This is a genomic window from Streptomyces sp. NPDC048644 (genome assembly GCF_043199105.1).
In the GTDB taxonomy this organism is placed as follows: domain Bacteria; phylum Actinomycetota; class Actinomycetes; order Streptomycetales; family Streptomycetaceae; genus Streptomyces.
On the sequence record NZ_JBICVO010000004.1, the window covers coordinates 232,433 to 257,781 of the forward strand.

Sequence of the window (25,349 nt, forward strand, 5' to 3'; positions counted from 1 at the left end):
CAGCCGGGAGCCGGGAGCCGGGAGCCGGGAGCCGGGAGCCGGGAGCCGGGAGCCGGGAGCCGGGAGCCGGGAGCCGGGAGCCGGGAGCCGGGAGCCTTTGGCCTGACGGCTGAATGGCTGGCGCACAAGGGGGAGTTGATCCCCTCGGCCATCGTGTTGTCCCACCGGGAGCAGCGGGAGCGTTTGCGGCGCGGGTTTCCTGCGGCGGTTCCCTTCGCGCATGTCGTGGGCGATCCGTGCATGGACCAGATCCAGTCGTCCTTGCCGTTCCGGGAGGCGTATCGGGAAGCTTTCGGCGTGCGTCCCGGGCAGAAAATGCTGCTGCTGACGTCGACGTGGGGGCAGGGATCCCTTCTCGGGCGTGGGACCGATGCCATCCGCCGCGCGCTGGCGGAGCTGCCGCGCGACGCGTACCGCGTGGTGGCCGCCATCCACCCCAACGCCTGGCACGGGCACGGTGGTTGGCAGATCCGCGCGTGGCTGGAACCGTTCCGGCGGTCGGGTCTGGTGCTGCCCGTTCCGACGACCGATACCTGGAAGGCCGCGGTGTGCGCTGCCGACGCGTTCATCGGCGACCACGGCTCGCTGACCCTGTACGCGGCCGGACGTGGCCTGACCGGGCTGCTCGCCTCCTTCGACGACAGCAGCGTCGCCCCCGGTTCACCGATGGCACGGCTCGGCGAACTGCTGCCGCGCATCGCGCCCGCCGAGCCGCTGACCGCTCAGCTCGACCGCGCCCGCCTCGCGCAGCAGGGAGATCCGCGCCTCGCCGAGGTCGGGCAGATGATCACCTCGTGCCCCGGGGAGGCCCTGCCGCGCTTCCGCAGACTCTGCTACCGGATGCTCGCCCTGGAAGAGCCGGCAGGCACCATTGCCGCGCGTCCCGTCGACATTCCGCTGGATCTTCCGGTGTCCCGCCGGGCGCCGCTGGAGCAGCCGCTGTTCGTCGACGCGCGGGTGGTGGAGCGGGGTCCGGGGCCGGCGGACGCGCCGGGTGGACCGGGTGAGCCAGGTGCCCCGGAGGCGCCGGACGCGCAGAAGGTGCCGGCTCCCGGCGGTGCGGCCACCGTCGTGCTCCGCCGCTACCCCGCCGGGCCTCAGCACGGCAGCGTCAGGGGGCACCTCCAGGACCCGCATGTCGTCACCGAGGAAGGCGAACCGGACCCGCGCTGGGCGAACGTGGCGGACGTCGTCGTGTCCCACGGGTCGGGGCCCGACGTGCTGTTCGCCCGCCACCCGGGGTGCTGGCTGATCGTCACGGCGGCGTCATCGGCGGGTGAGAGCTGCCGGCTGCGGCTGCGGGGCGGCGGCGGGTACGCGGCGTGCTGGAAGGTCCAGCCGTGGTGGGCCTCGTCGTCCCTCGCCGCGTCGGCGCTGCATGCCTGCTTGGCGCGGTACGACGAGGGGTGGGACGGAGTGGTCGAGGTCCGTGCCGGAGAGGGGCTGCCGCCCGCGCTACTCTCCCTGCGCAAGCTCGTCGAGCCGGCTGCGGGCGACGCCGGACCAGAGGCTGCCGAGCGCGTCGTAGGCGTCGAGCGCTGACTGCCAGTCGGTGCGCGCCCGTTCACTCACGCCCTTGGCCCGGTATGCGTCTCCGCGCACGAGTCGGGCATCGGCCTCTTCCTTCGGGGCGGTGCGTCCCGCGAAGAGTGGCAGGGCCTCGTCCAGCCGTCGCACCGCTTCGTCGGGGTCACCGGCCGCCAGGCGCGCCTGTGCGTACCGGGTCAGGGCACGGGCTTCGTTGTAGCGGTCGGGCAGGGCGGCGAACCGGCGGCGGGCGTCCAGCAGTTGCTCGGCCGCCTCGTCGTGGCGTTGGGCGGCGGATGCCGCTCGTCCCAGGTGGTAGTGCAGCAGTGCCCGGCCCCTGGGGTGGTCGATGTCGCCCAGGGCCTGGAGCGCCTGAAGGAACAACTCGCGGGCTTCCAGGGGATGTTTGCGCTCCAGGGCGACCATTCCCAGCCCTTCCAGGGCGGAGGACTGCGTCCGCGCGTGGCCCGCTTGCTTCGCGGCGTCCAGCGCGTCCGTGTAGTGACGGTGCGCCGCCGCCAGGCCGGGCTCCCCGCCACGGTCGTAATGGGCGAAGGCCAGCTCGAAGCGCATGCGGGCCAGCAACAGCCAGGCGCTCTGCCGGGCGGCCCTGTCCGTGGCCTCGTCCAGCAGCCGCTCGGCCGCCTCGGCACCCAGCCGCGCCGACTCGATCCACCGGGTGGGGTGCTTGCGGCGGAAGAAGGTCTCCCGCAGGGCTTCGGTCAGTTCGCAGACCTCGCCGTAGCGCTGTGCCTCGTGCAGGATCCGTGCCACGGCGACGGCGTTCTCCAGGTCCGCCTCCATCGCGTCGAGCGCCTGCTCTTCGGAGGCGAAGACGCCGTTCAGGAGGGCGGGATGCGCGAAGAGGCTCCCGATGCGCCAGCGCTTCGACACCAGATGGGCGGCGGCTGCGGCGCGGTGGAGGTACCAGCTCGCCTGCGTGGCCAGCAGTTCGGATTCCTCGGCGGGGTTCTCCGGTGCCAGGGTGCCGGCCCAGTCGTGGACGGCGCCGCCCATGCGGACCCGGCCGGGCGCCGGGCGCTCCAGGAGCTGGGCGGCCAGCAGTGCGCTTCTGACGGACGCGCCGGGCGCTGCTCCGCCGGCCAGGGCGTCGATCAGCTCGTCGGCGCATTCCCGTGCGGGGTGCCTGCCGAGGGCGCGTACGACGCGTTGCGCGGGAGCATCCAGCGCCGCGTACGACGCCGCGAAGTGCGGGTTCATGGCGGGTTCCTCCGGTGCGGAGTACGGCTGCGGGCCGGGGGGCTGCTCGGTGGGGGCGGGGAACAGCGTGCCGAGGTCGCCGTGGGCCGACAGCCGGGCGGCCTCCGCTCCGGCGACGCGTGCCGCGGCGGGCCGGCCGCGGAAGGTGGGGACCACCTCGCTCAGCCGGTCCGCGTCGTGGGCTGACAGGGCGCCGCTGTCCCTCTCTGCGTAGTACAGGAAGACCTGTGCGCAGGAGGCGTCGTCCAGTGCCCCGACCCGCAGGGACACAGGCCTTTCGACGGTGTGGCGCAGCCCGCCGAGTTCACTGCGGCTGGTGATCAGGACCAGGCTCGCCGGATGTCCCGGCAGCAGTTCCTTGACGGGGCCCGGGGTGACCACGCCGTCGAGAAACACCAGACAGGGCTCGGCGGATGTGCGCGTGCGGTAGTACGCGCTCAGGGCTGAGACGTCGCTCGGCAGCTCGTCCGGCCGGGTGTCGAGCTGTTTGTGGAGGGTTTCCAGTGCCCCGGCCGTGTCGCGCGGCTCGAACGCACCGGACGGGCTCATGTCGACGTAGAGCACCCCGCCGGGGAAGTCCTGAAGATGTCCCTTGGCCCAATGGAGAGCCAGGTCGGTCTTGCCGATTCCCGGCGGGCCGGTGAGGGCCACGACGAGCGGGGACGAACGGAGGCCGAGGCCGGCGACTTCTTCGTCCAGACGGGCGCGGATGCGGTCTCGGTCGGCGAGAAAGCCCGGCGGCGCGGGGGCCGCGTTCGGTGTGTACCGCGGCCGTGTGTCCAGCTGTTGGTACTGGTTGAGGGTCACGTGCTGGGCCTGGATGGTGTCCCCGATGAACTTCCCGCCCGTGATCAGGTTGCTGACCGGCGCCCCGCCGTCGGCCGAACCCATGCGACCGCCCCCGTCCGCTTCCGTTCCTCATGTCCGCGCGTCCACGCGCCCGCCCGCAGTCTTGCAGGTCCGCACGGGGACGCGGGTACGGATTCGGCCATCAGGCGAGGGAAGACCGTGCCGCACCGGGTGGGCCAGGTCCCGGCCCACCCGGTGCGGCCACGCGCGGCCGGGTTACGTCCTCCCCACCCGCTCCAGCTCGATGTCATGCCGCATCTCTCCCGGTCCCGGTCGTACCGACAGGAATTCGGCGCGGGGTGGGTGGGTCGAGCCGGAGGCGATGAGGGTGTAGCTGCCGGGGGGCAGGGCGGTGAGGCGGTAGCGGCCGTTGGTGGCGCGGCTGGCGGCGCGGCGCTTGCCGCGGGCGTTGACGAGGGTGATCCAGACGTCGCAGCCGCCGGGGTGGTCGGGGCAGCGGAGGGAGCCGGTGACGGTGACCGTGCCGGGGGTGGTGGCCTCGGTGGGGGTGGTCGCCTCGGCCGCCTTGGTGGGGGTGGTGGGGGGCGTGACCTCGGTGGAAGCGGCTGCCTCGGTGGGGGCCGGGGTGGGTGTGGGGGTCGGCCGGTGGGGGGTGAGGGTGGTTCGGGGGTGCTGGTTGCGGGCCGCCCAGGCGGCGAGGGCGGCCTGGGTGCGGCGGTCGGCCGGGGTGGTGGGGAGTGTGGGGGCCGCGGGGTGGTGGGGGGTGTTCGGGGTGGGGGTGGCGGTGGTGAGGGTGAGGCCGCGTTGTTCGGCGTAGCCGGCCAACGCCTCGTCCAGGGCGGCCAGTTCGCGCAGTGCGGTGTGCAGGCGGTGGGCGCGGGGTCCTGGCGGGGGCTGGAGGACGGTTTCGAGTTCGCGGATGAGGGGGCTGACGCGGGTCCAGGTGCCGGCCTGGTCGCCGCCCGCGGCGTGCCGGTCGAGGGCGTGCAGGGACTCCACGAAGGTGGTGGTGATGCGGCCGACGCGCTCGCCGAGGTGCGGGGCGAGGTCGATGTCGATGTCGGCCGCGGCGGCGAGGGCGCGGGCGTGGCCGGTGGCGTTGGCGAGCAGCGCGAGGCGGTTCTCGGCGCCTCGGCCGCGGATGCCCAGCGGCATCCGGACCAGCGGGCGGAGCACGCCGCGTACCTGGAAGAGTGCCGCGTCGACGCCGCGGGCCGCGCCGCGCAGCCGTACCGGCGCCTCCGGGTTCTCCCAGCGCAGCACGATCTGTGAGACCAGGTGTTCCAGGGCCGAGACGTAGCCGCGTTCGGCCTCCTGGGCGATCTTCCGGCTGGAGACGGGGAAGATCAGTGCGGCGCAGGCGGTGGCGATGAGGATGCCGAGTGCGTTGTCCAGCAGGCGTTCGGCGAGCAGGTGGTCCATGCCGCTGTACGGGGTGGTCATGCCGTAGAGCTGGGTGAGGGCGGTGACCAGGCCGACGACCCAGTAGGCGTACTGGCGTTGCATGCCCCAGGCGCCGATGGCCAGTCCGGCGACGATGACCGCCAGCGTCCAGTAGATGTGGCCGTGGCCGATGACGTGCAGCAGGACGATGCCGATCACGGCGCCTGCGATGGTGCCTGCCATGCGGTGGGCGAGTTTGCGCAGCCGTTCGTGGGTGGTGTTGGTGCCGAACAGGGTGATCATGACGCCGACCAGGCCCCAGTAGAAGCGCTGCGGGTCGATGGCGTCGGAGAGCGGGCAGACGAGGGCGGCGGCGACCCCGGCGTGCAGCGGGACGCGCAGGTAGGGGATGGCGCGTCGCCAGCCCTGGACGCTCTGGGCGGCGGCGACGCGCCGGGCGACGGCTCCGGTGCCGGCCGGGCGGTTCTGTTCCAGGGCGACGGTGGGCTGGAACGGCACCTTGGCGCGTGCGGTGGGCGCGTTCCAGCCGAGGTCGAGCCAGTGGGCGAGGGAGTCGGCGAGCGAGTCCAGGAGGTGGCCGACGCGGCGGGCGAGGGCGGCGGCCTCCGCTTCGGCCGGTCCTGCGTGCGTGTCCTGGAGGACGAATCCGGCCTGCTGCTGGATGAGTTGGGCGGCGGGGCGCAGCGCGTCGGCCCGGCCGAGCGGGGTGTCGCGGGCGATGACGAGGCCGACGACCATGGCCTCCCGCAGGTGTGCGGGCACCTGGAGGCGGGTGAGCTGCTGGACGGCCTGGCCGATGCCGCGGAGGGCGAGTTCGGCGTCGAAGAGGTGCTGGTGGAGCAGTTCGGCGGTGTCGGGGTCGGCGGCGACCTCGGGCTGGGCGAGCCGGCCGTCGATGGTGACGGTGGTGACGTTGAGCCGTCGCAGGCTGCGGCGCATGCGGGTGATGGCGATCTGGTGGTCGGCGTCCGGGTCCAGGGCCGCGGTGGCGGCGTCGGCGACCCGGCGTGCCTCGACGACGAAGGCCCGCTGGGTGCGCAGCAGGTCCTCGCGGGGCATCGGGTAGCAGAAGACCAGGCGGGCGGCGAGGACCGCGGCTGCGGACACCAGGGCGACGACGAAGAGTTCGCCGCAGAGGTTCAGCGGGATGTTCGCCATCATGCCGACCATGAAGGCGTTGAAGATCATCATGCCGGTGAGCAGGGCGAGGGCCCCGAAGCGCGCGAGGAAGAAGGCGACCGCCAACGCGACCACCATGAGGCCGAGTTCGAGTACCCGGTCGTGGTGCAGCCAGGCGGAGAGCGGCAGTACGGCGGAGTACGGGACCGGCATCCACAGGAGGGCGCGGGCCAGCCGGAACGGGGTGTTCTCGGCGACCATGAAGGCGCTCATCATGCCCATCATGCCGCCGACCATCATGCCGAGCATGGCGGGCAGGCCGAGCGCGACGGACATCCCGTAGCCGACCGCGAGCGCGGTGATCATCGAGACCAACGAGCGCCAGCCGGCCTGGAGTTGGCCGAGTCCGGGGTCGGCGGCGAGTACCCAGTCCCACCAGCGTCTCGGCCCGCCGACGCGGTGCGGGGCGACGGCGCCCGTGCGGGTCTGCTCGCCCGGTGCGGCGTGGGCGGCGGTGTCCTGGGCCTCGGTACTGGCTGGGGTGGTCAACTGACCTCCGGTTCGATGGCGTGCAGCAGGAGCGATACGGCGTCGCGGGCCTCGCCCGCGGCGCGTTGGGGATCGTCGACGTTCGCGCGGAGCCCTTCGAGGAGGGCCGCGGCCATCCGCTGCCTGGCCTGCTCCAGCAGGTCGCGGCCGTCGGGGGTGAGCGAGGTTTCGATGGCGCGCCGGTCGTGGGAGCAGCGGGCCCGCTCGACGAGGCCGCGCTCCTGGAGTTCCTGGAGCACGACGGTGACCCGGGGCTGGGTGAGGCCGGTGTACGCGGCGAGTTCGGTGACCCGGCGCGGGCCGTCGGCCAGCGCGTCCAGCACGGAGACGTGCCCGCGGGGCAGTCCGAAATCACCGACCCGGAAGAGCGCCTGGGAGAGCCTGCCGATGCCCCGGAGGAGTCCGCGGGCGGCGTGTTCGATGCGCTGCTCGTCGGACGTCGACGATAGATGCATATCGCAATTATATATGAGGCGGGGTCGGCGGCGGGGGCCGGGTCGGCGGGTGGGCGCGGGACGGGCGGGCGCCTGGTGCGGGCGCCCGCCCGGTGGTCCGTGGGGTGCGGCCGTCTCAGCCGGTGAGGTGCCAGGTCAGCGAGGTGGTCAGCCGCTGCCGCAGCGACGGGTCGCGGACCGCGGCCGTCGGGTCGGTGGCCCTGGCCGTGACGGTGTGGGTGCGGCCGTCGGCGGGGACGCCGAGCGTGTGCGGGCCGACGGTCGTCCTGCCGCGGGCGAGTGCCGCCTCGTGGCCGTCGACGTACCAGGTCAGCTTCGTGTGCGCGGCGGGTGTGACGTGCAGGGCCGTCCCGCGGGCCAGGGTGCGGCCGGTGGGGTCCTGGCTGGTCAGGGCGCTCGCGTGACGGTAGAAGCCGGCGATCATGGCCTCCCGCCCGGGGAGGTTGAACTCGCGGCCGAGCGTGCGCATGATCGAGTTCTCGGTGGGGCGGTTCAGGCCGAACTGGTAGTAGCCGCCGCCCTCGTACGCGCCGACCGTGCCGCCGTCGGGCGACTCCTGGCCGATCCAGCGGTACCACTTCTGCTGCCGGGCGGTCATGTCGTCGGCGGTCAGCGTGGTGAGGTTGGCGTCGGCCGGCTCGGGCCCGGTGTACGTCCCCGGCTGTCCGTAGTCGTACTCGTCGGCGAGCTTGCCGAGCGAGTGGCCGGTCTCGTGGACCGCGATCTGGTCGGACTGGTCGTTGTCGGCGGACGCGGTGGCGATGCCGTCGTAACCGACCTGCGAGGAGACGTTGTTGTAGCCGGCGCCGCCGTATTTGGCGGAGTGGGACAGCACGACGACGAGGTCGGCTGCCGGGGCCTTGGCGGCGTACGACTCGACCTTGTTGGTGTCGACGCAGAGCAGCCGCTCGGTGCCGTCACAGAAGAAGGCGGAGCCCAGCGCGGTGTCGCGGACCACGTCCTGGGTCGGGTCACCGGAGACGCCGGAGTCGCGGGAGACGGCGTCGACGGCCCAGACGTTGAACAGGCCGGTGTACGAGGCGTACGGCTCGACCGCGGTCATTTTGGCCCACTTGGCGCGGACGGCGGCGTGGAAGTCCTCCTGCTGCGCCGCGGTGTAGCCGTCGCCGACGAAGACCACGTCGAGCTTGGTGCCGACATCGCCGTTCTGCACGATCGGCGTGACGTCGCCGTCGGCGGCGATGGCGGCCCGGTCGGCTCCGGACAGCGGCGGCGGGGCGGGGACGGTGGTGTGCCGGGGGTGGCCGTCAGGTCCCGTGAAGTACTCGACGGGCTGCACGGACGGGCCGGGCGGGGCGGGGGCGGCGCCCTGTGCGGTGCCCGCGGTCGTCATGGCCAGGGCGGCGGTGAGTGCCGCGGCGGCGGTCGCGGCCCGCAGGGGTATGGAGGTACGGACGGGGTTGCGTCTGCGCATGTGGGGGTCCTCCCGAGGCCCGCCGCGACGGCGGCGGGTTGAGCGGTGCTCAGGGCCTGTGTCTCAGCCGGGATCGGCGCGGCTCAATGTAAGGGCTCGGGAGGCGCCGGGCAACGGTGTCGCCGCCCAAGTGGCGGGCGGTAAGGGCGACTTCACGGCAGATGCACCGTGCGTCCGGCATGCGAAGACCGGGCACGCGGCGGTCGGCCGGGTGCCCGGTCAGGGGTGGGGCGGGGACGGAGCGGCGCGGCGGGAGGCGCTGCCGCCGGTCTCCGTCAGGCGTCGATGTGGACCGGCAGGGAGTCGATGCCGTAAACGATGGACAGCTTGCGGAATGTCAGCTCCTCGGGTCCGGCGGCGAGCCGCATGGTGGGGAACCTGCGGACGAGCGCGGGGTAGGCGGCGCGCAGTTCCATGCGGGCCAGCTCCGCGCCGACACAGCGGTGGATTCCGTAGCCGAAGGCGAGGTGGGAGGGGACGTTGCGGGTGGGGTCGAACCGCTCCATCTCCGGGCCGAGCCCGCCGTCCCGGTCCGCGCCGCTCAGCGAGCACAGCACCACGTCGCCGGAGGCGATCTGCACGCCGCCGATCTCCAGGTCCTCGCGGGCGAAGCGGGGGAAGGCGACCTGCACCACGGTGAGGTAGCGCAGCAGTTCCTCCACATAGCGGTCGACGGATTCGTCGCCGTCCTTGAGGGCCGCGAAATGCTCCGGGTCCTGGAGAAGGACCAACGCGCCGAGCGCGAGCATGCTCGCGGTGGTTTCGAAGCCGCCGGTCAGCACGCCGTCGGCGAGCCCCGCCAGTTCTTCGTCGCTGACCGAGTCGCCGTGTTCCTTGACGATCATGCCGAGCAGTCCGTCACCGGGATCCTGACGCTGCTTCTTGACGACGTCCCGGAAATAGGAAAGTGATTCCGATATGGCGCCGAAGGAGGCATTCGCCCCGCTGAAAAGATCGAACCGGGCGGCGCTGAGCCGCTCGAAATCCGCGCGGTCCTCATAAGGCACACCGAGCAGTTCACAAATAACCAAGGACGGAATGGGCAGCGCGAAGTGGTGAACGATATCCACCGGTTCGCCGTTCTTGCCCGCCCGCTCCATGGCGTCCAGCCGCTCCTCCACGATCTCGTGGATACGCGGCGTCAGCCGGCCGAGGCGGCGCATGGTGAATTCCGGGGTGAGCAGCCGCCGGAGACGGGTGTGCACGGGCGGATCGGCGAATCCGAGACCGCCGGGATTCTGCTCGGCACCCGCGCCGGCCTTGCCGACGAGGTTGGTGAAGTCCGAACTGAAGGCGTTGGCCTTGCCGAGCACCGCCTTGACCTCGTCATAGCCGGTGACCAGCCAGACGTTCGCGGCTATCGGCACCGGCAGCTTCGTGACGGGCTCCTTCTCCCTGACGGCGGCCAGATCGTCCACGGGATCGAGTCCCTCACGCCGCAAGGGCATCAGGACAGACTCGGGCAAGAAAGACATTCGAGACAGGTCGAAGCCCTTCTTTCGCGTTCTCGCCAGATACAGGCGGCCGGCCCAGGCGATGATCCGGGAACGGAGAGTCGTCATGGCGCTAATACTGCCTTTCGTCGAGGGGGACGGTCATCCGCACTCGGCGGCCCGAAGGGGCCGAGGAAGCACGGGGCGTCCGCTCGGCGTGCACGGATGTGTTGTACGCCATAGCCCCTCGCTTGCGGTGGTCACGGGCCGGTCCGCGACCTCAACCGGTGTGCCCGGTCGCCCGCATCCAGCGTGACGAGCTCGGCCCCTGTCCTTTCCGACGAGTTTACAAACTGCCCTTGCCGACGCCGAGTGAACAACCCCGGAGAACGTCAGGGAAGTCCCTGGGATTTCCCTTACACGCCGCGGCACACACCCGAACTCCGGCCCCACCGGAGGTAATCGCCCACCGCGCCGTCCACACGCACACTTCCGCCACCACGGCATTCCCGTCCGGCGCCACGGACACCACAGAGCCAGCACTTCCGACATAACACGCATAAGCCTCGGCGCTTGCTACGTTGCGGAGCATGACGGCTACGGCACCGACTCCGGCCCCGGCACCCGCCGCCGGCACCCCGGCGGCTCCGGACACGCCCCCGCCCCTCCCGTTGCTCCCCCGGCGCCGCGGAACCGAACTGGTCCTCCTGCTGGCCGCCGTCGGCATCAGCGTCTGCGGCTACGCCGTCGTCGGGCTCGCCACCCGGCACGCCGTCCCCGCGGGCGCCGCACGCTACGGCGCCGGGCTCGGCGGCCTCGCCCTCCTGGCCCACCTGGCCGTCCGCCGCCGCGCCCCGCACGCCGACCCGCTGCTGCTGCCCATCGCCGTCCTGCTCAACGGGCTCGGCCTGGTCCTCATCTTCCGGCTCGACCTGGACACCCCGCACGACCGGGCGGCGCCCGCCCAACTGGTCTGGTCGACCGTCGGCGTCGCCCTCTTCACCCTCACCGTCCTGCTGCTGCCCGACCACCGCGCGCTCCGGCGCCACGCCCGCCCGTGCGCGGCGCTCGCCCTGCTGCTGATGATCGCGCCGATCCTGTTCCCCGCCGTCAACGGCGCCAGGATCTGGATCAGGGCCGCCGGGCTCTCGATCCAGCCGGGCGAGTTCGCCAAGGTGCTGATCACCGTGTTCTTCGCCGCCTATCTGGCCGCCCACCGCGGCGCGCTGGCCCGCGCCGGCCGCCCGGCGGGCGCCCTGCGCCTCCCCGCGGGCCGGGTGCTCGGGCCGATCGCGGCGATCTGGCTGGTCAGCGTCCTGGTGCTGATCCTGGAACGCGACCTGGGCACCTCGCTGCTCTTCTTCGGCGTCTTCATCGTGCTGCTGTACGTGGCCACCGGACGGACCGGCTGGATCGCGATCGGCCTGCTGCTGGCCGGGGCCGGGGCCGCCGCGGTGGGTGCCCTGGAACCGCACGTGCACGGCCGGGTCGAGGACTGGCTGCACCCGTTCGCCGGCATCGCCGCGGGCGAGGGCCCAGGGCAGCTCGCGCAGTCGCTCTTCGCGTTCGGCAACGGCGGTCTGCTCGGCACCGGCCTGGGCCGCGGCCACGCGTCCCTGATCGGCTTCGCCATGAAGTCCGACTTCATCCTGGCCACGTTCGGGGAGGAGTTGGGTCTTGCCGGACTGACCGCCCTGTTCCTGCTCTACGCGCTGTTCATCGCCCGCGGCTTCCGCGCCGGGATCGGCCTGCGCGACCCCTTCGGCGGGCTGCTGGCCGTCGGGCTCGCCGCGCTGCCCGCCCTCCAGGTCTTCATCATCACCGGCGGTGTGATGGGCCTGATCCCGCTCACCGGGATGGCCATGCCCTTCCTCGCGCAGGGCGGCTCGTCGGTCGTCACCAACTGGCTGATCGTCGCGCTGCTGATCCGGCTCAGCGACCGCGCCCGCACCCCGCGGCCCGACCCGGCCGACCCCGCCGACCCGGCCGGCCCGCCCGGCACGGCACCGGAGGCCCGCCGGTGATCCGCTGCACCCGGCACGCCGCCGCGTTCTGCCTCCTGCTGCTCGTCGCCCTGCTGGCCAACGCCACCCGGGTGCAGGTCTTCATGGCCGGCCACTACGCCACGAATCCGGCCAACCGCCGCGCGGAGATCGGCCGTTACGAGAAGCCACGGGGCGCCGTCCTGGTCGCAGGACGGCCCGTCACCGGTTCCCGGGACAGCGGCGGCCGGCTGCGCTACGAGCGCACCTACACCGAAGGGCCGCTGTACGCGCCGGTCACCGGCTACTCCTCGCAGACCTACGGCACCTCGCTCATCGAGCGCGCCGCGGACGGCGTCCTCTCCGGGGCCGACGAGCGGCTCGCCGCGTTCCCCTGGTGGGACGGCCTCAACCGCACCCGCAGGCGGGGCGGCGACGTCGTGACCACCATCGAACCCGCCGTGCAGCGCGCCGCGTTCAAGGGGCTCGGCCGCAAGAAGGGCGCGGTGGCCGCCGTCGAACCGCGCACCGGACGGATCCTCGCGCTGGCCAGCTCCCCCTCGTACGACCCGGCCCGGCTGTCGGGCAACGGCCGTGCGGTGGAGGCGGCGTGGCGGCGGCTGAACCGGGCACCGGACCGGCCGATGCTCAACCGCGCGATCCGCGAGACCTATCCGCCCGGTTCGGTCTTCAAGGTCGTCACCGCGGCGGCGGCGCTGGACAGCGGTCTTGTCACCGACATCGAGGCGCCCACGGACTCCCCCGACCCCTATCCGCTGCCCGGTACGGCCACACTGCTCGGCAACGAGTCCGACGACTGCGAGGACGCCACCCTCACGGACGCCTTCCGGGTCTCCTGCAACACGGTCTTCGCGCGGCTCGGCGTCACCGTCGGGCAGCGCGCGATGGCCGCCACGGCACGCGGGTTCGGCTTCAACGAGCGGGGGCTGCGCATCCCTTCGTCCGTGGCCGTGAGCACCTTCGACACCCGGATGGACACCGCGCAGCTCGCGCTCTCCGCCATCGGCCAGTACGACACCACGGCCACCCCGCTCCAGATGGCGACGGTCGCCGCGGCCGTCGCCAACGACGGCGAGCGGATGCCACCGCACCTCGTCGACAAGGTGACCGACGCGGCAGGACACCCCCTCGCCACCCGGTCGCGCGCCGCCCCGCGCCGCGCGATGAGCCCGGCCGCCGCGCAGCAGGTGCAGCAGATGATGGTGGACGTGGTCGAGCACGGCAGCGGCAGGAACGCCGCCATCGAGGGCGCCACGGTCGGTGGGAAGACCGGCACCGCGCAGCACGGAAGGCACAACGAAGGCGTCCCGTACGCCTGGTTCATCTCCTGGGCGAAGACCGACGCGACCGGTGAGCCCGAGGTGGCGGTCGCCGTGGTCGTCGAGGACGCGGCTGCCGACCGTGCGGAGATCAGCGGCGGCGGCAGCGCGGCGCCCATCGCCCGCGCGGTGATGCGCGCCGCGCTGCGCTGAGGGCCCGTCCGGTCCGCGACAATGGCCGCATGGTCGACTCCCGTACGGCACCAGGTACCGCGCCCCTGCTCTCCGTCGCCGAGGTCGAGGCGCTGGCCAGGCGCGCGCACGCCGGGCAGAAGGACAAGGCGGGCGCGCCGTACGCCGGGCATCTGGCCGCGGTGGCGGATGGAGTGCGGCGGCGCGGCGGCAGCCCGGAGCAGATCGCCGCGGCCTGGCTGCACGACGCCGTCGAGGACGGGGCGCTGTCCCGCTCGTGGCTGGCCGGTGCGGCGCTCTCCCCGGCGACCAAGGACATGATCATCGCCGTCACCAAGCGCCCCGGCGAGCCGGTGGAGGCGTACACCGCGCGGATCCTGGCGACACCGGGCGCGCTGCTGGTCAAGGAGTCCGACCTCGCGCACAACGCCGACCCGGCGCGGCTCGCGGTACTCGACGCGGCGACCCGTGAGCGGCTGACCGCCAAGTACGCGCGGGTGCGGGAGCTGTTGGGCCTGGCCTGAGCCGTCGTCCGGGTCCACACCCCGGACACCCGCGCCGAAACGTGCGGTCTACAGCTAGCCTGCGCCGCATGACCCTTTCGCAGCCTTCGGATCCGGGAGAAGCCCGCGTCATCGCCGCGCTGGACGGCGTCGGCGTCCGCCGCTACACCACCGGACAGGTCATCCTCGACGCCATCGACTGGACCGTACGCGCCGGGGAGCACTGGGCCCTGCTCGGTGCGAACGGTGCGGGCAAGACCACCATCCTGCGTCTGGTCGGCGCGCTGATGTTCCCCACCGTCGGCACGGTCGACGTGCTCGGCCACCGGCTCGGCGCGGTGGACGTCCGCGAGCTGCGCGCCGTGATCGGCCTGGTCTCCAGCGCCCAGAAGGTCCCGCAGGACGCCACCGGACACACGGTGGTCCTGACCGGCGCGACCGGCACCGTACAGCCGCTGTGGCGCCAGTACGACGACACCACCCGCGAGCGGGCCCACGAGCTGCTCGCCGAGCTGGACTGCAAGGAGCTGGCGGACCGGCCGTACGGGGTGTGCTCGGGCGGGCAGCGGGCCCGGATCCTGATCGCCCGCGCGCTGATGGCCGATCCGTCGCTGCTGCTGCTCGACGAGCCGTTCAACGCGCTCGACCTGCCGTCCCGCGAGGACCTGATCGACGCCGTGCACCGGCTCGCCCTGGGGCGGCCGGAGTTGGCGACCGTCACCGTCACCCACCACCTGGAGGAGCTGTCCCCCGCGATCGGGCACGCGCTGCTGCTGCGCGACGGCCGGGTGCAGGCGCGCGGGCCGGTCGGCGAGGTGCTGACCGACGACCGGATGACGGCCTGCTTCGGCCGCCCGATCGAGGTGTCACGGCACGCGGGGCGCTGGATGGCGCGGTCGGGCCGCCGCTGATCCCCGGCGGCACGGTGGCGGGCCGCCGCCGTGCCGCGGGTTGCCGGGATGGCGCACTCCCACGACCGGTGCCACCGTCGTTACCAGGGGGAGGTGCCGCCGCCCGTTGACCCCAGGAGAGCGCCATGCCGAAGATCACCCCGAATCTCTGGTTCGACACCCGGGCCGAAGAGGCCGCCGAGTTCTACGTCTCGGTCTTCCCGAACTCCTCGATCACCCATGTCTCCCACTTCGGCGAGGCGGGCCCGCGCCCGGCCGGCATGGTGCTGACCGTCGACTTCCTCCTCGACGGCCAGGCGTTCACCGCGATCAACGGCGGCCCCGAATTCACCTTCGACGAGGCGGTCTCGCTGCTGATCAGCTGCTCCGGCCAGGACGAGGTCGACCACTACTGGTCACGGCTGACGGACGGCGGCAAAGAGGTGCAGTGCGGCTGGCTGCGGGACCGCTACGGGCTGAGCTGGCAGGTCGTCCCCAACGAACTGGACACGCTCCTTGAGGATCCCGACCCGCAGCGCGCCGACCGTGCCATGCGGGCGATGCTCGGCATGAAGAAGCTGGACATCGCCGCGCTGCGCGCCGCCGCCGACGGGGCCTGACCCGACCCGGCCGGAACGACAGGCGCTACTCCCCGTCCTGCCCGCCCTCGGCGATGGCGTCGGCGACCTCGGCGGTGCGGGCCGCTTCCTCGGCGGCGAAGCGCTCCGCGTCCAGCTGCTCGGCCAGCTCCTCGTCCTGGGCCATCAGGAGGTCCAGGCTGGAGTCGCCCATCTCGAAGACCCCCATGTCGACGTAGGCGCGCTGCAACCGCTCGCCCCACAGGCCGATGTCCTTGACGCACGGCACGATGCGGCTGAAGAGCAACTTCCGGAACAGGTGCAGGAATTCGGAGTTCTCGGTGATCTCGGCCGCCTCGTCGTGCGGGATGCCGAAGTTCTCCAGTACCTCCAGACCGCGCAGCCGGTCGCGCATCAGGTAGCAGCCCTCGATGACGAAGTCCTCGCGCTCGCGCCGTTCGGCGTCGGTGAGCTGCCGGTAGTAGTCGCGCAGCGCCATCCGTCCGAAGGCGACGTGGCGGGCCTCGTCCTGCATGACGTAGGTGAGGATCTGCTTCGGCAGGGGCTTGGTGGTGGTGTCGCGGATCAGGCCGAAGGCGGCCAGCGCCAGGCCCTCGATCAGGACCTGCATGCCCAGGTAGGGCATGTCCCAGCGGGAGTCCTTGAGGGTGTCGCCGAGCAGCGCCTGGAGGCTGTCGTTGACCGGGTAGAGCATCCCGATCTTCTCCTGGAGGAAGCGGCTGTAGATCTCGGCGTGCCGGGCCTCGTCCATGGTCTGGGTGGCGGAGTAGAACTTCGCGTCGAGGTCGGGGACGGACTCGACGATCCGGGCGGCGCACACCATCGCGCCCTGCTCACCGTGCAGGAACTGGCTGAACTGCCAGGAGGTGTAGTGCTGCCGCAGCTCGCCGCGGTCCCTCTCGGTCATCTTGTCCCAGTACTTCGTGCCGTACAGGGCCATCGACTCGTCAGGGGTGCCGAGCGGGTTCTTCGGGTCCACCTCCAGGTCCCAGTCGATGCGCGAGGTGGCGTCCCACTGCTTGTCCTTGCCCTTCTGGTAGAGGGCGAGCAGCCGCTCACGCCCGTCGCCGTACTCCCAGCTGAAGCGGGCCGCGCCGGTGGCCGGCACCTTCCAGAGGGGGTCACCGGGGTCCTGTACGTACAGCTCTCGGGTCGACACGGGCGCCTCCTCGGATCACCGAACCCCCCGACGTACGGGGATCGTTGGCAGGCTCACACGCTCCTTACCGACGGGTCAATATCCCACGCGCAAGGGATTGACGAGCTTGCTGACAGGCAGTCTCATAAGACGTGACCGCTGGTAACCCATGAGCGAGGAAGCCACAGCCTTGACTCCTCCCCCGGCTAAGGCAGGGGGATTCCTGGCTCACGTTGCCTGCGGACCGGCGGCCCGTCAGGTCTTGCACGATCAGCACCAGCCGGGTTGAGACCAGCCCGGACCAGCATCACGTGGGCGGAGTTCTTGTCCCTGGGGGATACGGCTCCGCACGCGGTGCAGGTATACGTTCGCTCGGAAAGAGGTAGTGCGTGCTTGGTTCTCGCTCCGCACCGCGCACAGCCCATCGTGGTGTGCGCCGGGTGGACCAGGTACACGGCCCGGCCGTGCTTCCTGGCCATCTCGACCAGCGCCGCCTTGGTGGCTCCGATCGCGGCATCGGCGGCCTTGCGCGCCCTGGTCGACTTGGCAAGGAACCTCGGCTTGAAGTCCTCGACGGTCAACGCGTCGTGGCCGCGGACGACCTTCTTCGCCCACTTGCGGGCAGTGTACTGACGCTGCCGGGCGACCTTCTTGTGCAGCTTTGCGGTCTGCCGCTTCGCGGCCTTGTAGCCGTTCGAGGCGGCCTGCCCCTTTTTCGGCTTCCTGCGGGCCATCATCCGCTGATACTTAGCCAGGCGCTGGGCGGCGTTCTTCCCGTGCTGGGCGTGGGGGAGGTCGTGTTCGTCGGATGTGGTGGTCGCGGTTTCTTTGACACCCCAGTCGATCCCGATCACCACGCCGGTTTCCGGCAGGTGCTCGGTCACGGTGGGGACGACGAAGGACGCGTACCACGCCCCGGTGCTGTCCCGGTACACGCGAACACTGGACGGGGACTCGGGCAGCTCCCGCGACCACACCACCGTCACCACGATGCCGCCCGCAAGGTGCAGACGACCGTCCTTGAGACGGAAACCACGCCTGGTGTATTCAAGAGTCGGCAGCGCTTCGCGCTTCTTCTTCCACCTCGGCAACCCCGCCCGCTGCCGCAGATGAAGACGGGCCTTGATGTCCTTCAAAGCCTTGGCACGGGACTTACCGAAGTCGCGTATCAACTGCTGCTGAGGCACACACGCGCCCTCACGCAGCCACGGCGTACGCGAACGCGCCTCCGTCAGCATCGCGGCAAGCTGCACCGGCCCACACGTCAGCTTCTCGCCCGTCGCCTTGTTGCGCAGGTGCACAGCCTTCGACTTGGACACGCACTCATTCCACACCCACCGGCACCGGCCCCACTCCGCCTCCAGCGCCGCGCGGGCCGTCGACGACAAACGCAGACGGTAGCTGAACCGGGCATGCCCGGCCCCCTCGCCCGCCTTCGCTTCCCTCGCCATGAACAGCAACCTACCCGGGAGGTCTGACAGTTGAGGACGCTCACCCCATACGGACCCCCTCGCCGATACGGCCGGTACTGCGATCCGCCCTGGCAGCGCATCGCAGCCCTCTGCCCTGCTCCGCAGGAACTTCGTTCCCTCACCCGGCCGAAGCTGGGCATATCCACGAAGGAGATCTGATGACGACCCCAATGACCATGCCGGACACCGAAGTCCTGCGGGACGCCCTCGGGCTGCTCAAGGACCGTGAGCAGGTGGCCGAGCGCCTGCTCGACTCCTCCGCCAAGCACTCCTTCGACCCCGACACCGAACTCGACTGGGACGCACCGCTCGAAGACGGCAAGTGGTACTGGCCGCCGGAGCTGGTCTCGCTCTACGACACCCCCCTGTGGCACAAGATGCCGGTCGAGCAGCAGCAGGACCTCTCCCGGCACGAGGCCGCCTCGCTGGCCTCCCTGGGCATCTGGTTCGAGATCATCCTGATGCAGCTGCTGGTGCGGCACATCTACGACAAGTCGGTGACCAGCGCACACGTCCGCTACGCGCTCACCGAGATCGCGGACGAGTGCCGGCACTCCAAGATGTTTGCCCGCCTGATCCAGAAGTCCGACGCTCCCGCGTACCCGGTCTCCCGCCTCAACCACAACCTCGCCCGCATCCTCAAGACGGTCTCCACCACGCCGGGTTCGTTCGCCTGCACCCTGCTGGGCGAGGAGATCCTGGACTGGATGCAGCGGCTGACCTTCCCCGACGAGCGGGTGCAGACCCTCGTGCGCGGCGTGACCCGCATCCACGTCGTCGAGGAGGCGCGCCATGTCCGGTACGCACGCGAGGAGTTGCGCCGCCAGATGGTGACGGCACCGCGCTGGGAACAGGAGTTGACCCGGATCAGCTCGGGCGAGGCGGCGCGGGTCTTCTCCATCGCGTTCGTCAATCCGGAGGTCTACACCCGCGTCGGCCTGAACAGGCGCGAGGCTCTCGCCCAGGTGAAGGCGAGCGGCCACCGCCGCGAGGTGATGCAGTCCGGTGCCCAGCGGCTGACCGACTTCCTCGACGAAATCGGCGTACTCCGTGGCGCGGGACGGAAGTTGTGGAAGAGCTCCGGGCTGCTGGCCTGACCGCAGGGGCGCGACGGCCGGTTCAGGACACCGTCGGCCGAGCGCCTGTACGACCGCAAAGGCGGGGCGGTTACGCTGCTCTCCATGAACGGCAGCGGCACCGCCCCAGCAGTACCCCGGCCCGCCTACCGCAGGCTGAGCGTCGAGCAACGCCGCAGCCAGCTGCTCGCCGCCGCGCTCGGCCTCTTCGCCCAACGCGCCCCCGAGGACGTCTCGCTGGACGACGTGGCGAACGCGGCCCAGGTCTCCAGGCCGCTGGTCTACCGCTACTTCCCGGGCGGCAAACAGCAGTTGTACGAGTCCGCGCTGCGCAGCGCGGCCGACGTGCTCGAAGGGTGCTTCGACGAACCGCCCACCGGACCCCTCACCCGGCGCCTGGCCCGCGCCCTCGACCGCTACCTGGCGTTCGTCGACGAGCACGACGCGGGGTTCAGCGCCCTGCTCCAGGGCGGCAGCGTGGTGGAGACGACCCGCACCACCGCGATCGTCGACGAGGTGCGGCGCACCGCGGCGGAGCAGATCCTGCGCCATCTCGGCGAGCCCGAGCCCGGCCTGCGGCTGCGGATGACCGTCCGGATCTGGATCACCGCAGTCGAGGCCGCCTCGCTGATCTGGCTGGACGAGGACAAACAGCCCGCCCTTGACGAGCTGCGCGACTGGCTGGTCGACCACTTCATCGCCCTGCTGACCTCGACCGCGGCCCGCGACCCGCAGTCCGCACGGGTGATCAGGGCGGCCCTGGCCCTGGAGACGCCTGACGGGCAGGTCGGCGACCTGGCCCGGCGGATCCTGCCGGTGGCCGCCGACGCCGGCCACCTGCTCTGATCCCGCCCGCCGTCGCGCGAGGGCGCTCCTTCCTCCACGGAGATCCGTCAGAAGCGCCCTGGGGCCGCTCCCCCGCCCGGTGTGACACTGGGGGCGTGAGAAGCGAGAACACCCCCTTCACCGGCGGCCCCCTGGACGGCCGGGTGCTGCCGGTGCTCGTCGGCGCCACCGGCCGGCCGCCGAAGGTCTACCCGGTGCCGGTGCCAGGCCACGACGGCATCCCGCCGACGGTGCACGTCTACCGGCGCGAGCCGGGCCCGGCGGGCCGCCTGGGCCTGCCGCGCGGCTGGCGGTACACGTACGACCCGGAGGGCGGGACGGTACGTTCCCTCAAGTGGCCGTGGACGAAGGGGCGTTGACCCGCGCCACGGCGCCGCATCCGGTGACCTGCTGAGCTGCCTGCCGCCCGCCATCACCGCCACCCGCCCCGGCCCGCGCATGCCTCCCGGGCACCAACTCCCAGTCTGGTCCGGACCATTGACAGTAAGTGGTCTAGTCCTGTTTGCTGCCTGCGCAGGGGAGCCGTCCCGCCTCCCTGGCCGGCCCCACCGCCACAGGGGCGGCTCCCCCGCCACCCTCGACCCGCGCCGCCCACCCGCAAGCCCGCAGCGCCTTGCGGACCCCCCTCAGCGCCGTCGACCGAAGGAGCAGCCCCCATGCGTCTCCGTTCACCCCGACCCGACCGTCCCGGCCGCGCCCGCCGCGGAACGGGCCGGCGCCCCCGCGCCCTACCCGCCTCGCTCGCCGCCCTGGCCGCCACCGCGGTACTCGCGGCCCTCGCCCAGGCGAGCCCCGCGCACGCCACCGTGGCAGCGGACGGCGGGCAGCGGACCGCCGCACTTCCCTCGCACGCCCTCGTCGGCTACCTCCACACCAGCTTCGCCAACGGCTCCGGCTACACCAAGCTCGCCGATGTGCCCGACAGTTGGGACATCATCGACCTGGCCTTCGGTGAACCCACCTCGTCCACGTCGGGCGACATCCGCTTCTCGCTCTGCCCGCAGACCGAGTGTCCCGGTGTGGAGAGCGAGGACGAGTTCAAGGCCGCGGTCAAGGCGAAGCAGGCGGCCGGCAAGAAGGTACTGATCTCCATCGGCGGGCAGAACGGCCAGGTCCAGCTGACGACGACCGGCGCCCGCGACGCGTTCGTGAAGTCGGTAGGCGAGATCATCGACCGCTACGGCCTCGACGGCCTGGACATCGACTTCGAGGGCCACTCCCTCTCCCTGGACGACGGCGACACCGACTTCACCAAGCCCACCACCCCCTCGATCGTGAACCTCATCTCGGCGGTGAAGAGCCTCAAGGCGAAGTACGGCGAGAAGTTCACGCTGACCATGGCGCCGGAGACCTTCTTCGTCCAGTTGGGCCACCAGTTCTACGGCTCGGGCCCGTTCGGCGGCCAGGACCCGCGGGCCGGCGCGTACCTCCCGGTGATCCACGCGCTGCGCGACGACCTGACCCTGCTGCACGTCCAGGACTACAACTCGGGGCCGATCATGGGCCTCGACGAGCAGTACCACACCATGGGCAGCGCGGACTTCCACATCGCGATGACGGACATGCTGCTGGCCGGCTTCCCGGTGGCGGGCGACAAGGACCACGTCTTCCCCCCGCTCAAGCCCTCCCAGGTCGCCATCGGGCTGCCCGCCTCACCGAACGCGGGCAACGGCCACACCTCACCCGCCGACGTGACCAAGGCACTCAACTGCCTGACCAGGAACACCGACTGCGGCGGCTACACGCCGCACGGCGCCTGGCCCGACCTGCGCGGCCTGATGACCTGGTCCGTCAACTGGGACCGCTACAACAAGTGGGAGTTCCAGAAGAACTTCGACGCCTACTTCGGCGGCTGATCGAGTGGCCTGATTGACCGTTACCTCCCCCTTCGCTCCGAAGATACGACCGGCGTGGCACCATCCGAACGGTTCGTACCCCGGTGGATGGGCCGCGCGCGGGCGGCGGAGGAGGAGACGTGTCCGGACGGATTCTGCGGACGGCCTGCGCCGCGGCACTCATCGGCGCCGCGGCGCTGGCCCTGCCCACCCCACCGGTCCTGGCCGACCCGGGAGCGGCGGGCGCGGCACGCCCCAACTCACATGACAGCGGCCCGGGTTCGGACTCCGTATCCGGTTCATCCGACGGCGGTTCTGACGTCCACTCGTCCGATACGGGCGAAGGCGGCCTCGGCACCGTCACCGAAGGCGCCACCGGATCGGACGACGGCACGGAGGAAGCCGGGACGGAGGCCGGAACCGGCACGGACGCCAACACCGAGCCCGCCGCTCCCGCCGTCCCCGCCGTCCCCACGATCCCCGCCGCCCCCGGCACCCCCACAGCCCTCCTCCGTCAGCTCCAGACGCTCTACCGCACCGCCGAGGCGTCCACCGAGGCGTTCAACGCGACGCAGGAGGGGCTCGCCAAGGCGCAGCGGCGGGCCGCGCTGCTCAACTCCCGTCTACGGCAGGCCCGTTCGGAGCTGGCCGAGGGGCGTGCCGACGCCGGACGGCTGGCGCGGATGCAGTACCAGGGGTCGGGTCCTGCCGCGGTCTCGTCGTATCTGCGGGTGCTGCTGTCGAAGGACCCGGAGCGGGCTATGGACGAGGGGCATCTGCTCCGGGAGGCGGCCAGTGGCCAGGCCGCGGCCGTCGCCCGGCTGACCGCGAGCGAGAAGCGGGCCGCGACGCTGGCCCGGCAGGCGGGTGCCGCGCTCGGACGGCAGCGTTCCCTGGCCGAGCGGCGCAGGGTGCAGCGGGACACGGTGCGGCGGCGGCTGGGGGACGTGGAGCGGATGCTCGCCTCGCTCTCCGGTGACCAGCTCGCCGAGGTGGGGCGGCTGGAGAACCGCAACGTCGACACCGCACAGCGCGCGCTGCTCGCCGACGGCAAGGTCGGCCGGGGCGGCGCGCCCTCGCAGGTCGGCGAGCGGGCACTCGCGTACGGCCTCAGCCAGGTCGGCAAGCCGTACGTCTGGGGCGCGGCGGGTCCTGACGCCTTCGACTGCTCGGGGCTGACGTCCAGGGCCTGGTCGCAGGCGGGCCGGGCGATCCCGCGTACAAGCCAGGAGCAGTGGAAGCGGCTGCCGCACGTACCGCTGCGGCAGCTGCGCCCGGGTGACCTGGTGCTCTACTTCCCCGGTGCGACGCACGTGGCGCTGTACGCAGGTGACGGCAAGGTGGTCCAGGCGCCGCGGCCCGGCGCGGCCGTGAAGATCTCGCCGCTGGCGTCCAACCCGCTGCTGGGCGCGGTACGGCCGGACGCGGGCAGCGCGCCGTTGACGACGTACGCGCCGCCGCGGCAGGTCACCGCCGCGGCGTCGAACGCGGGCTCGTCGGACGCGGGATACCGCGCGGCCTCGGCTCCTGGCGCCTGATCCACCCCGGCCGGTGCACCGCGCCCGCGGGCGCCCGGCCGGGGATCGCGCGGGTGTCAGGCGGCCGGGCCGCCGGTCAGCGACGCGAGGTAGGCGTTGGCCTTGTCCGGCTCGAAGAAGAAGTTCTCGAAGTCGGACGGGTCGTCGAAGCCGTTGGCGAAGCGGTCGGCGACCGGCTGGAGCTGGCCTGCCGCGCCGATGACGTTCAGCACGTGCTCGGGCGGCGGCGCCAGCATCGCGTTGGTCCACTTCGTGACGTGCTGGGCGGTCTGCCAGTAGCGGTCGAAGGTGGCCTGCATCCACGCGGCGTCGAACGGTGCGTCCCCGTGCTCGACGATGGAGGCGAGGTAGGCGGCGGCGCACTTGGACGCGGAGTTGGAGCCCTGTCCCGTGATCGGGTCGTTGGCGACGACGACGTCGGCGACGCCGAGCACCAGGCCGCCGGACGGCAGCCGGCCGATCGGGTTGCGGACCGTCGGGGCGTAGCGCCCGGCCAGCGTGCCCTGGGCGTCGGTCAGTTCCACCTTGGTGGAGCGCGCGTACTCCCAGGGGAGGAACTTCTCCAGCAGCTCAAGGGTGAGCGCGAGGTGCTCGTTGGGGTCCTTGACGCCCTGGAAGGCGTCCAGCGGGCCGCCGGGTATGCCCTCCCAGAAGAGGATGTCGGCGCGGCCCGAGTTGGTGAACGTCGGCATGACGAAGAGTTCGCCGACACCGGGGACGAGGTTGCAGCGGACCGCGTCGAACTCGGGGTGCTCGGGGCGCGGGCCCATGCCGTGGACGTACGCGACGGCGAGCGCGCGCTGCGGGGCGTCGTACGGGGAGCGGGTGGCGTCCCTGCCGAACATGGAGACCAGCTCGCCCTTGCCTGCCGAGACCAGCGTCAGGTCGTAGCGGCTGGCGAAGAAGTCCAGGTCGGAGACTGCCGCGCCGTGGATGACGAGCTGGCCGCCGCGCTGCGCGAAGGTCTCCATCCAGCCGGCCATCTTGACCCGCTGGTCGACGGACTGGGCGTAGCCGTCCAGCTTGCCGACCCAGTCGATGGCGCGCTGCGAGCCGCCCGGCTCGGCGTGGCTGCCGGGGGCGGCGACCGAGACGCCCAGGCCCTCGATACGCGGGGCCTGGCTCTCCCAGAAGTTGATCTGGAGGTCACGCTCGTGCTGGAGGGCGGTGTGGAACATGCACTGCGTCGACATGACCCGGCCGGAGCGGATCTCGTCGGCGGTGCGGTTGGACATCAGGGTGACCTCGTACCCCTGGGACTGGAGCCCGAGGGCGAGTTGGAGACCGGACTGGCCGGCTCCCACGATGAGTATCTTCCGCATGGCGGCGCTCTTCTCTGCTTACTGCTGCTGCTTGGGGAGGGGGGTGGTTCTGGGGCGGCAGACAGCCTGATCGGACGTCCTGTTCGGACGTGTTATTCGGGGGTGGTCTCCAGTGCGTGGGCGACGAGCGCCAGCAGCGACTCGATCACCGTGAACCGCTTGCGCGCGTCCATGATCACGATGGGGACGTGCGGCGGTACGGTCAGCGCCTCGCGCACGTCCTCCACGGCGTAGGTGGCGGTCCCCTCGAAGTGGTTGACCGCGACGACGTACGGCAGCCCGCAGCTCTCGAAGTAGTCGAGCGCGGGGAAGCAGTCCTCCAGGCGCCTGGTGTCGGCCATCACGATCGCGCCGATCGCGCCGCGCACCAGGTCGTCCCACATGAACCAGAAGCGCTGCTGTCCTGGCGTGCCGAACAGGTAGAGCACCAGGTCCTGGTCGAGGGTGATCCGCCCGAAGTCCATCGCGACCGTGGTCGTGGTCTTCTCGGGGGTGGCGCTCAGGTCGTCCGTCTCCGCGCTGGCCTGCGTCATCACCGCTTCCGTCTGGAGCGGGGTGATCTCCGAGACCGAGCCGACGAACGTCGTCTTGCCGACGCCGAAGCCGCCGGCCACCACGATCTTGGTGGCGATCGGCGCCCGCGACCTGTCCGTCTGCCAGCTCTGCAGCCCCGCGTCGGCGGGGGTGGCCGCGCTGCCGAACGCGTCCACGGAGCCGGCGGCG

At 71.9% G+C, this 25,349-nt stretch carries 19 protein-coding genes and 1 pseudogene; 11 read left to right on the forward strand and 9 right to left on the reverse strand.

Annotated features, from left to right (window positions below; genetic code table 11):
* Positions 1-240 precede the first annotated feature (240 nt).
* Positions 241-1,542, forward strand: a complete 1,302-nt coding sequence (locus tag ACGFNI_RS10685) for a hypothetical protein (RefSeq protein WP_393682492.1) — start codon at positions 241-243, stop codon at positions 1,540-1,542.
* Here the strand turns inward: ACGFNI_RS10685 and ACGFNI_RS10690 are convergent.
* From ACGFNI_RS10690 to ACGFNI_RS10710, 5 genes are all read right to left on the reverse strand, one after another.
* A complete protein-coding gene (locus ACGFNI_RS10690; RefSeq protein ID WP_393682494.1) occupies positions 1,456-3,639 on the reverse strand; it encodes a tetratricopeptide repeat protein in 2,184 nt (727 codons plus the stop codon). The genes ACGFNI_RS10685 and ACGFNI_RS10690 overlap by 87 nt on opposite strands.
* Before the next feature lie 174 nt (positions 3,640-3,813).
* Positions 3,814-6,630, reverse strand: coding sequence for an FUSC family protein (locus tag ACGFNI_RS10695; RefSeq protein WP_393682495.1), 2,817 nt, complete (start codon positions 6,628-6,630; stop codon positions 3,814-3,816).
* The gene (locus tag ACGFNI_RS10700) at positions 6,627-7,085 is read right to left on the reverse strand and encodes a MarR family winged helix-turn-helix transcriptional regulator (protein WP_393682496.1); all 459 of its coding nucleotides are present in this window, start codon (positions 7,083-7,085) and stop codon (positions 6,627-6,629) included. The genes ACGFNI_RS10695 and ACGFNI_RS10700 overlap by 4 nt, the downstream gene beginning before the upstream one ends.
* A 115-nt stretch (positions 7,086-7,200) precedes the next feature.
* On the reverse strand, positions 7,201-8,520 hold the full coding sequence (locus ACGFNI_RS10705) for a M64 family metallopeptidase (RefSeq protein WP_393682498.1): 1,320 nt from the start codon (positions 8,518-8,520) through the stop codon (positions 7,201-7,203).
* 275 nt (positions 8,521-8,795) lie between these two features.
* Positions 8,796-10,082: a cytochrome P450 gene (locus ACGFNI_RS10710; RefSeq protein ID WP_393682499.1), complete on the reverse strand. Its 1,287-nt coding sequence runs from the start codon at positions 10,080-10,082 to the stop codon at positions 8,796-8,798.
* Positions 10,083-10,543: 461 nt separating this feature from the next.
* Between ACGFNI_RS10710 and ACGFNI_RS10715 the strand changes: the two genes are divergently transcribed.
* From ACGFNI_RS10715 to ACGFNI_RS10735, 5 genes are all read left to right on the forward strand, one after another.
* Positions 10,544-11,977 carry an FtsW/RodA/SpoVE family cell cycle protein gene (locus ACGFNI_RS10715; RefSeq protein ID WP_393682501.1) on the forward strand — a complete coding sequence of 478 codons (1,434 nt, stop codon included), beginning with the start codon at positions 10,544-10,546 and terminating at the stop codon, positions 11,975-11,977.
* Positions 11,974-13,428: a penicillin-binding transpeptidase domain-containing protein gene (locus ACGFNI_RS10720; RefSeq protein ID WP_393682502.1), complete on the forward strand. Its 1,455-nt coding sequence runs from the start codon at positions 11,974-11,976 to the stop codon at positions 13,426-13,428. Before ACGFNI_RS10715 ends, ACGFNI_RS10720 begins: the two co-directional genes overlap by 4 nt.
* Before the next feature lie 29 nt (positions 13,429-13,457).
* Positions 13,458-13,931 (forward strand): HD domain-containing protein, encoded by a 474-nt coding sequence (locus ACGFNI_RS10725; protein ID WP_393682504.1) that lies wholly within the window; start codon positions 13,458-13,460, stop codon positions 13,929-13,931.
* 68 nt (positions 13,932-13,999) lie between these two features.
* Entirely contained in the window at positions 14,000-14,821 is an 822-nt protein-coding gene (locus ACGFNI_RS10730) for an ABC transporter ATP-binding protein (RefSeq protein WP_393682505.1), read from the forward strand.
* Between the two features lie 125 nt (positions 14,822-14,946).
* A complete protein-coding gene (locus ACGFNI_RS10735) occupies positions 14,947-15,420 on the forward strand; it encodes a VOC family protein (RefSeq protein WP_393682507.1) in 474 nt (157 codons plus the stop codon).
* Positions 15,421-15,445: 25 nt separating this feature from the next.
* Here ACGFNI_RS10735 and ACGFNI_RS10740 read toward each other — a convergent pair whose 3' ends face one another.
* On the reverse strand, positions 15,446-16,558 hold the full coding sequence (locus ACGFNI_RS10740) for a ferritin-like domain-containing protein (RefSeq protein WP_393682509.1): 1,113 nt from the start codon (positions 16,556-16,558) through the stop codon (positions 15,446-15,448).
* A gap of 185 nt (positions 16,559-16,743) precedes the next feature.
* Complete coding sequence (locus ACGFNI_RS10745; RefSeq protein ID WP_393682510.1) at positions 16,744-17,988, reverse strand: RNA-guided endonuclease InsQ/TnpB family protein; 1,245 nt, start codon at positions 17,986-17,988, stop codon at positions 16,744-16,746.
* A gap of 191 nt (positions 17,989-18,179) precedes the next feature.
* Between ACGFNI_RS10745 and ACGFNI_RS10750 the strand changes: the two genes are divergently transcribed.
* The 5 genes and pseudogenes from ACGFNI_RS10750 to ACGFNI_RS10770 all read left to right on the forward strand — a co-directional run bounded on the left by ACGFNI_RS10750 (position 18,180) and on the right by ACGFNI_RS10770 (position 23,304).
* Positions 18,180-19,106: a diiron oxygenase gene (locus ACGFNI_RS10750; protein WP_393683021.1), complete on the forward strand. Its 927-nt coding sequence runs from the start codon at positions 18,180-18,182 to the stop codon at positions 19,104-19,106.
* Between the two features lie 84 nt (positions 19,107-19,190).
* Positions 19,191-19,931: a TetR/AcrR family transcriptional regulator gene (locus ACGFNI_RS10755; RefSeq protein WP_393682512.1), complete on the forward strand. Its 741-nt coding sequence runs from the start codon at positions 19,191-19,193 to the stop codon at positions 19,929-19,931.
* Positions 19,932-20,026: 95 nt separating this feature from the next.
* Positions 20,027-20,290 (forward strand): hypothetical protein, encoded by a 264-nt coding sequence (locus tag ACGFNI_RS10760; RefSeq protein WP_393682513.1) that lies wholly within the window; start codon positions 20,027-20,029, stop codon positions 20,288-20,290.
* A 441-nt stretch (positions 20,291-20,731) separates the two neighbouring features.
* A pseudogene (locus ACGFNI_RS10765) lies at positions 20,732-21,787 on the forward strand (chitinase); the annotation flags it as partial.
* Between the two features lie 119 nt (positions 21,788-21,906).
* Positions 21,907-23,304: an NlpC/P60 family protein gene (locus tag ACGFNI_RS10770; protein WP_393682514.1), complete on the forward strand. Its 1,398-nt coding sequence runs from the start codon at positions 21,907-21,909 to the stop codon at positions 23,302-23,304.
* Between the two features lie 56 nt (positions 23,305-23,360).
* Here the strand turns inward: ACGFNI_RS10770 and ACGFNI_RS10775 are convergent, their stop codons facing one another.
* A complete protein-coding gene (locus tag ACGFNI_RS10775; RefSeq protein ID WP_393682516.1) occupies positions 23,361-24,626 on the reverse strand; it encodes a styrene monooxygenase/indole monooxygenase family protein in 1,266 nt (421 codons plus the stop codon).
* 92 nt (positions 24,627-24,718) lie between these two features.
* Positions 24,719-25,336 carry an ATP/GTP-binding protein gene (locus ACGFNI_RS10780; protein ID WP_393683023.1) on the reverse strand — a complete coding sequence of 206 codons (618 nt, stop codon included), beginning with the start codon at positions 25,334-25,336 and terminating at the stop codon, positions 24,719-24,721.
* Positions 25,337-25,349: the final 13 nt, after the last annotated feature.

What these genes read in the sequence shown, in the direction of transcription:
- ACGFNI_RS10685 (WP_393682492.1), top strand. Translation starts at nt 241, where the DNA reads ATGGACCAGATCCAGTCGTCCTTGCCGTTCCGGGAGGCGTATCGGGAA.
- ACGFNI_RS10690 (WP_393682494.1), bottom strand. Translation starts at nt 3,639, where the DNA reads ATGGGTTCGGCCGACGGCGGGGCGCCGGTCAGCAACCTGATCACGGGC.
- ACGFNI_RS10700 (WP_393682496.1), bottom strand. Translation starts at nt 7,085, where the DNA reads ATGCATCTATCGTCGACGTCCGACGAGCAGCGCATCGAACACGCCGCC.
- ACGFNI_RS10705 (WP_393682498.1), bottom strand. Translation starts at nt 8,520, where the DNA reads ATGCGCAGACGCAACCCCGTCCGTACCTCCATACCCCTGCGGGCCGCG.
- ACGFNI_RS10710 (WP_393682499.1), bottom strand. Translation starts at nt 10,082, where the DNA reads ATGACGACTCTCCGTTCCCGGATCATCGCCTGGGCCGGCCGCCTGTAT.
- ACGFNI_RS10715 (WP_393682501.1), top strand. Translation starts at nt 10,544, where the DNA reads ATGACGGCTACGGCACCGACTCCGGCCCCGGCACCCGCCGCCGGCACC.
- ACGFNI_RS10725 (WP_393682504.1), top strand. Translation starts at nt 13,458, where the DNA reads ATGGTCGACTCCCGTACGGCACCAGGTACCGCGCCCCTGCTCTCCGTC.
- ACGFNI_RS10730 (WP_393682505.1), top strand. Translation starts at nt 14,000, where the DNA reads ATGACCCTTTCGCAGCCTTCGGATCCGGGAGAAGCCCGCGTCATCGCC.
- ACGFNI_RS10735 (WP_393682507.1), top strand. Translation starts at nt 14,947, where the DNA reads ATGCCGAAGATCACCCCGAATCTCTGGTTCGACACCCGGGCCGAAGAG.
- ACGFNI_RS10745 (WP_393682510.1), bottom strand. Translation starts at nt 17,988, where the DNA reads ATGGCGAGGGAAGCGAAGGCGGGCGAGGGGGCCGGGCATGCCCGGTTC.
- ACGFNI_RS10750 (WP_393683021.1), top strand. Translation starts at nt 18,180, where the DNA reads ATGACCATGCCGGACACCGAAGTCCTGCGGGACGCCCTCGGGCTGCTC.
- ACGFNI_RS10755 (WP_393682512.1), top strand. Translation starts at nt 19,191, where the DNA reads ATGAACGGCAGCGGCACCGCCCCAGCAGTACCCCGGCCCGCCTACCGC.
- ACGFNI_RS10775 (WP_393682516.1), bottom strand. Translation starts at nt 24,626, where the DNA reads ATGCGGAAGATACTCATCGTGGGAGCCGGCCAGTCCGGTCTCCAACTC.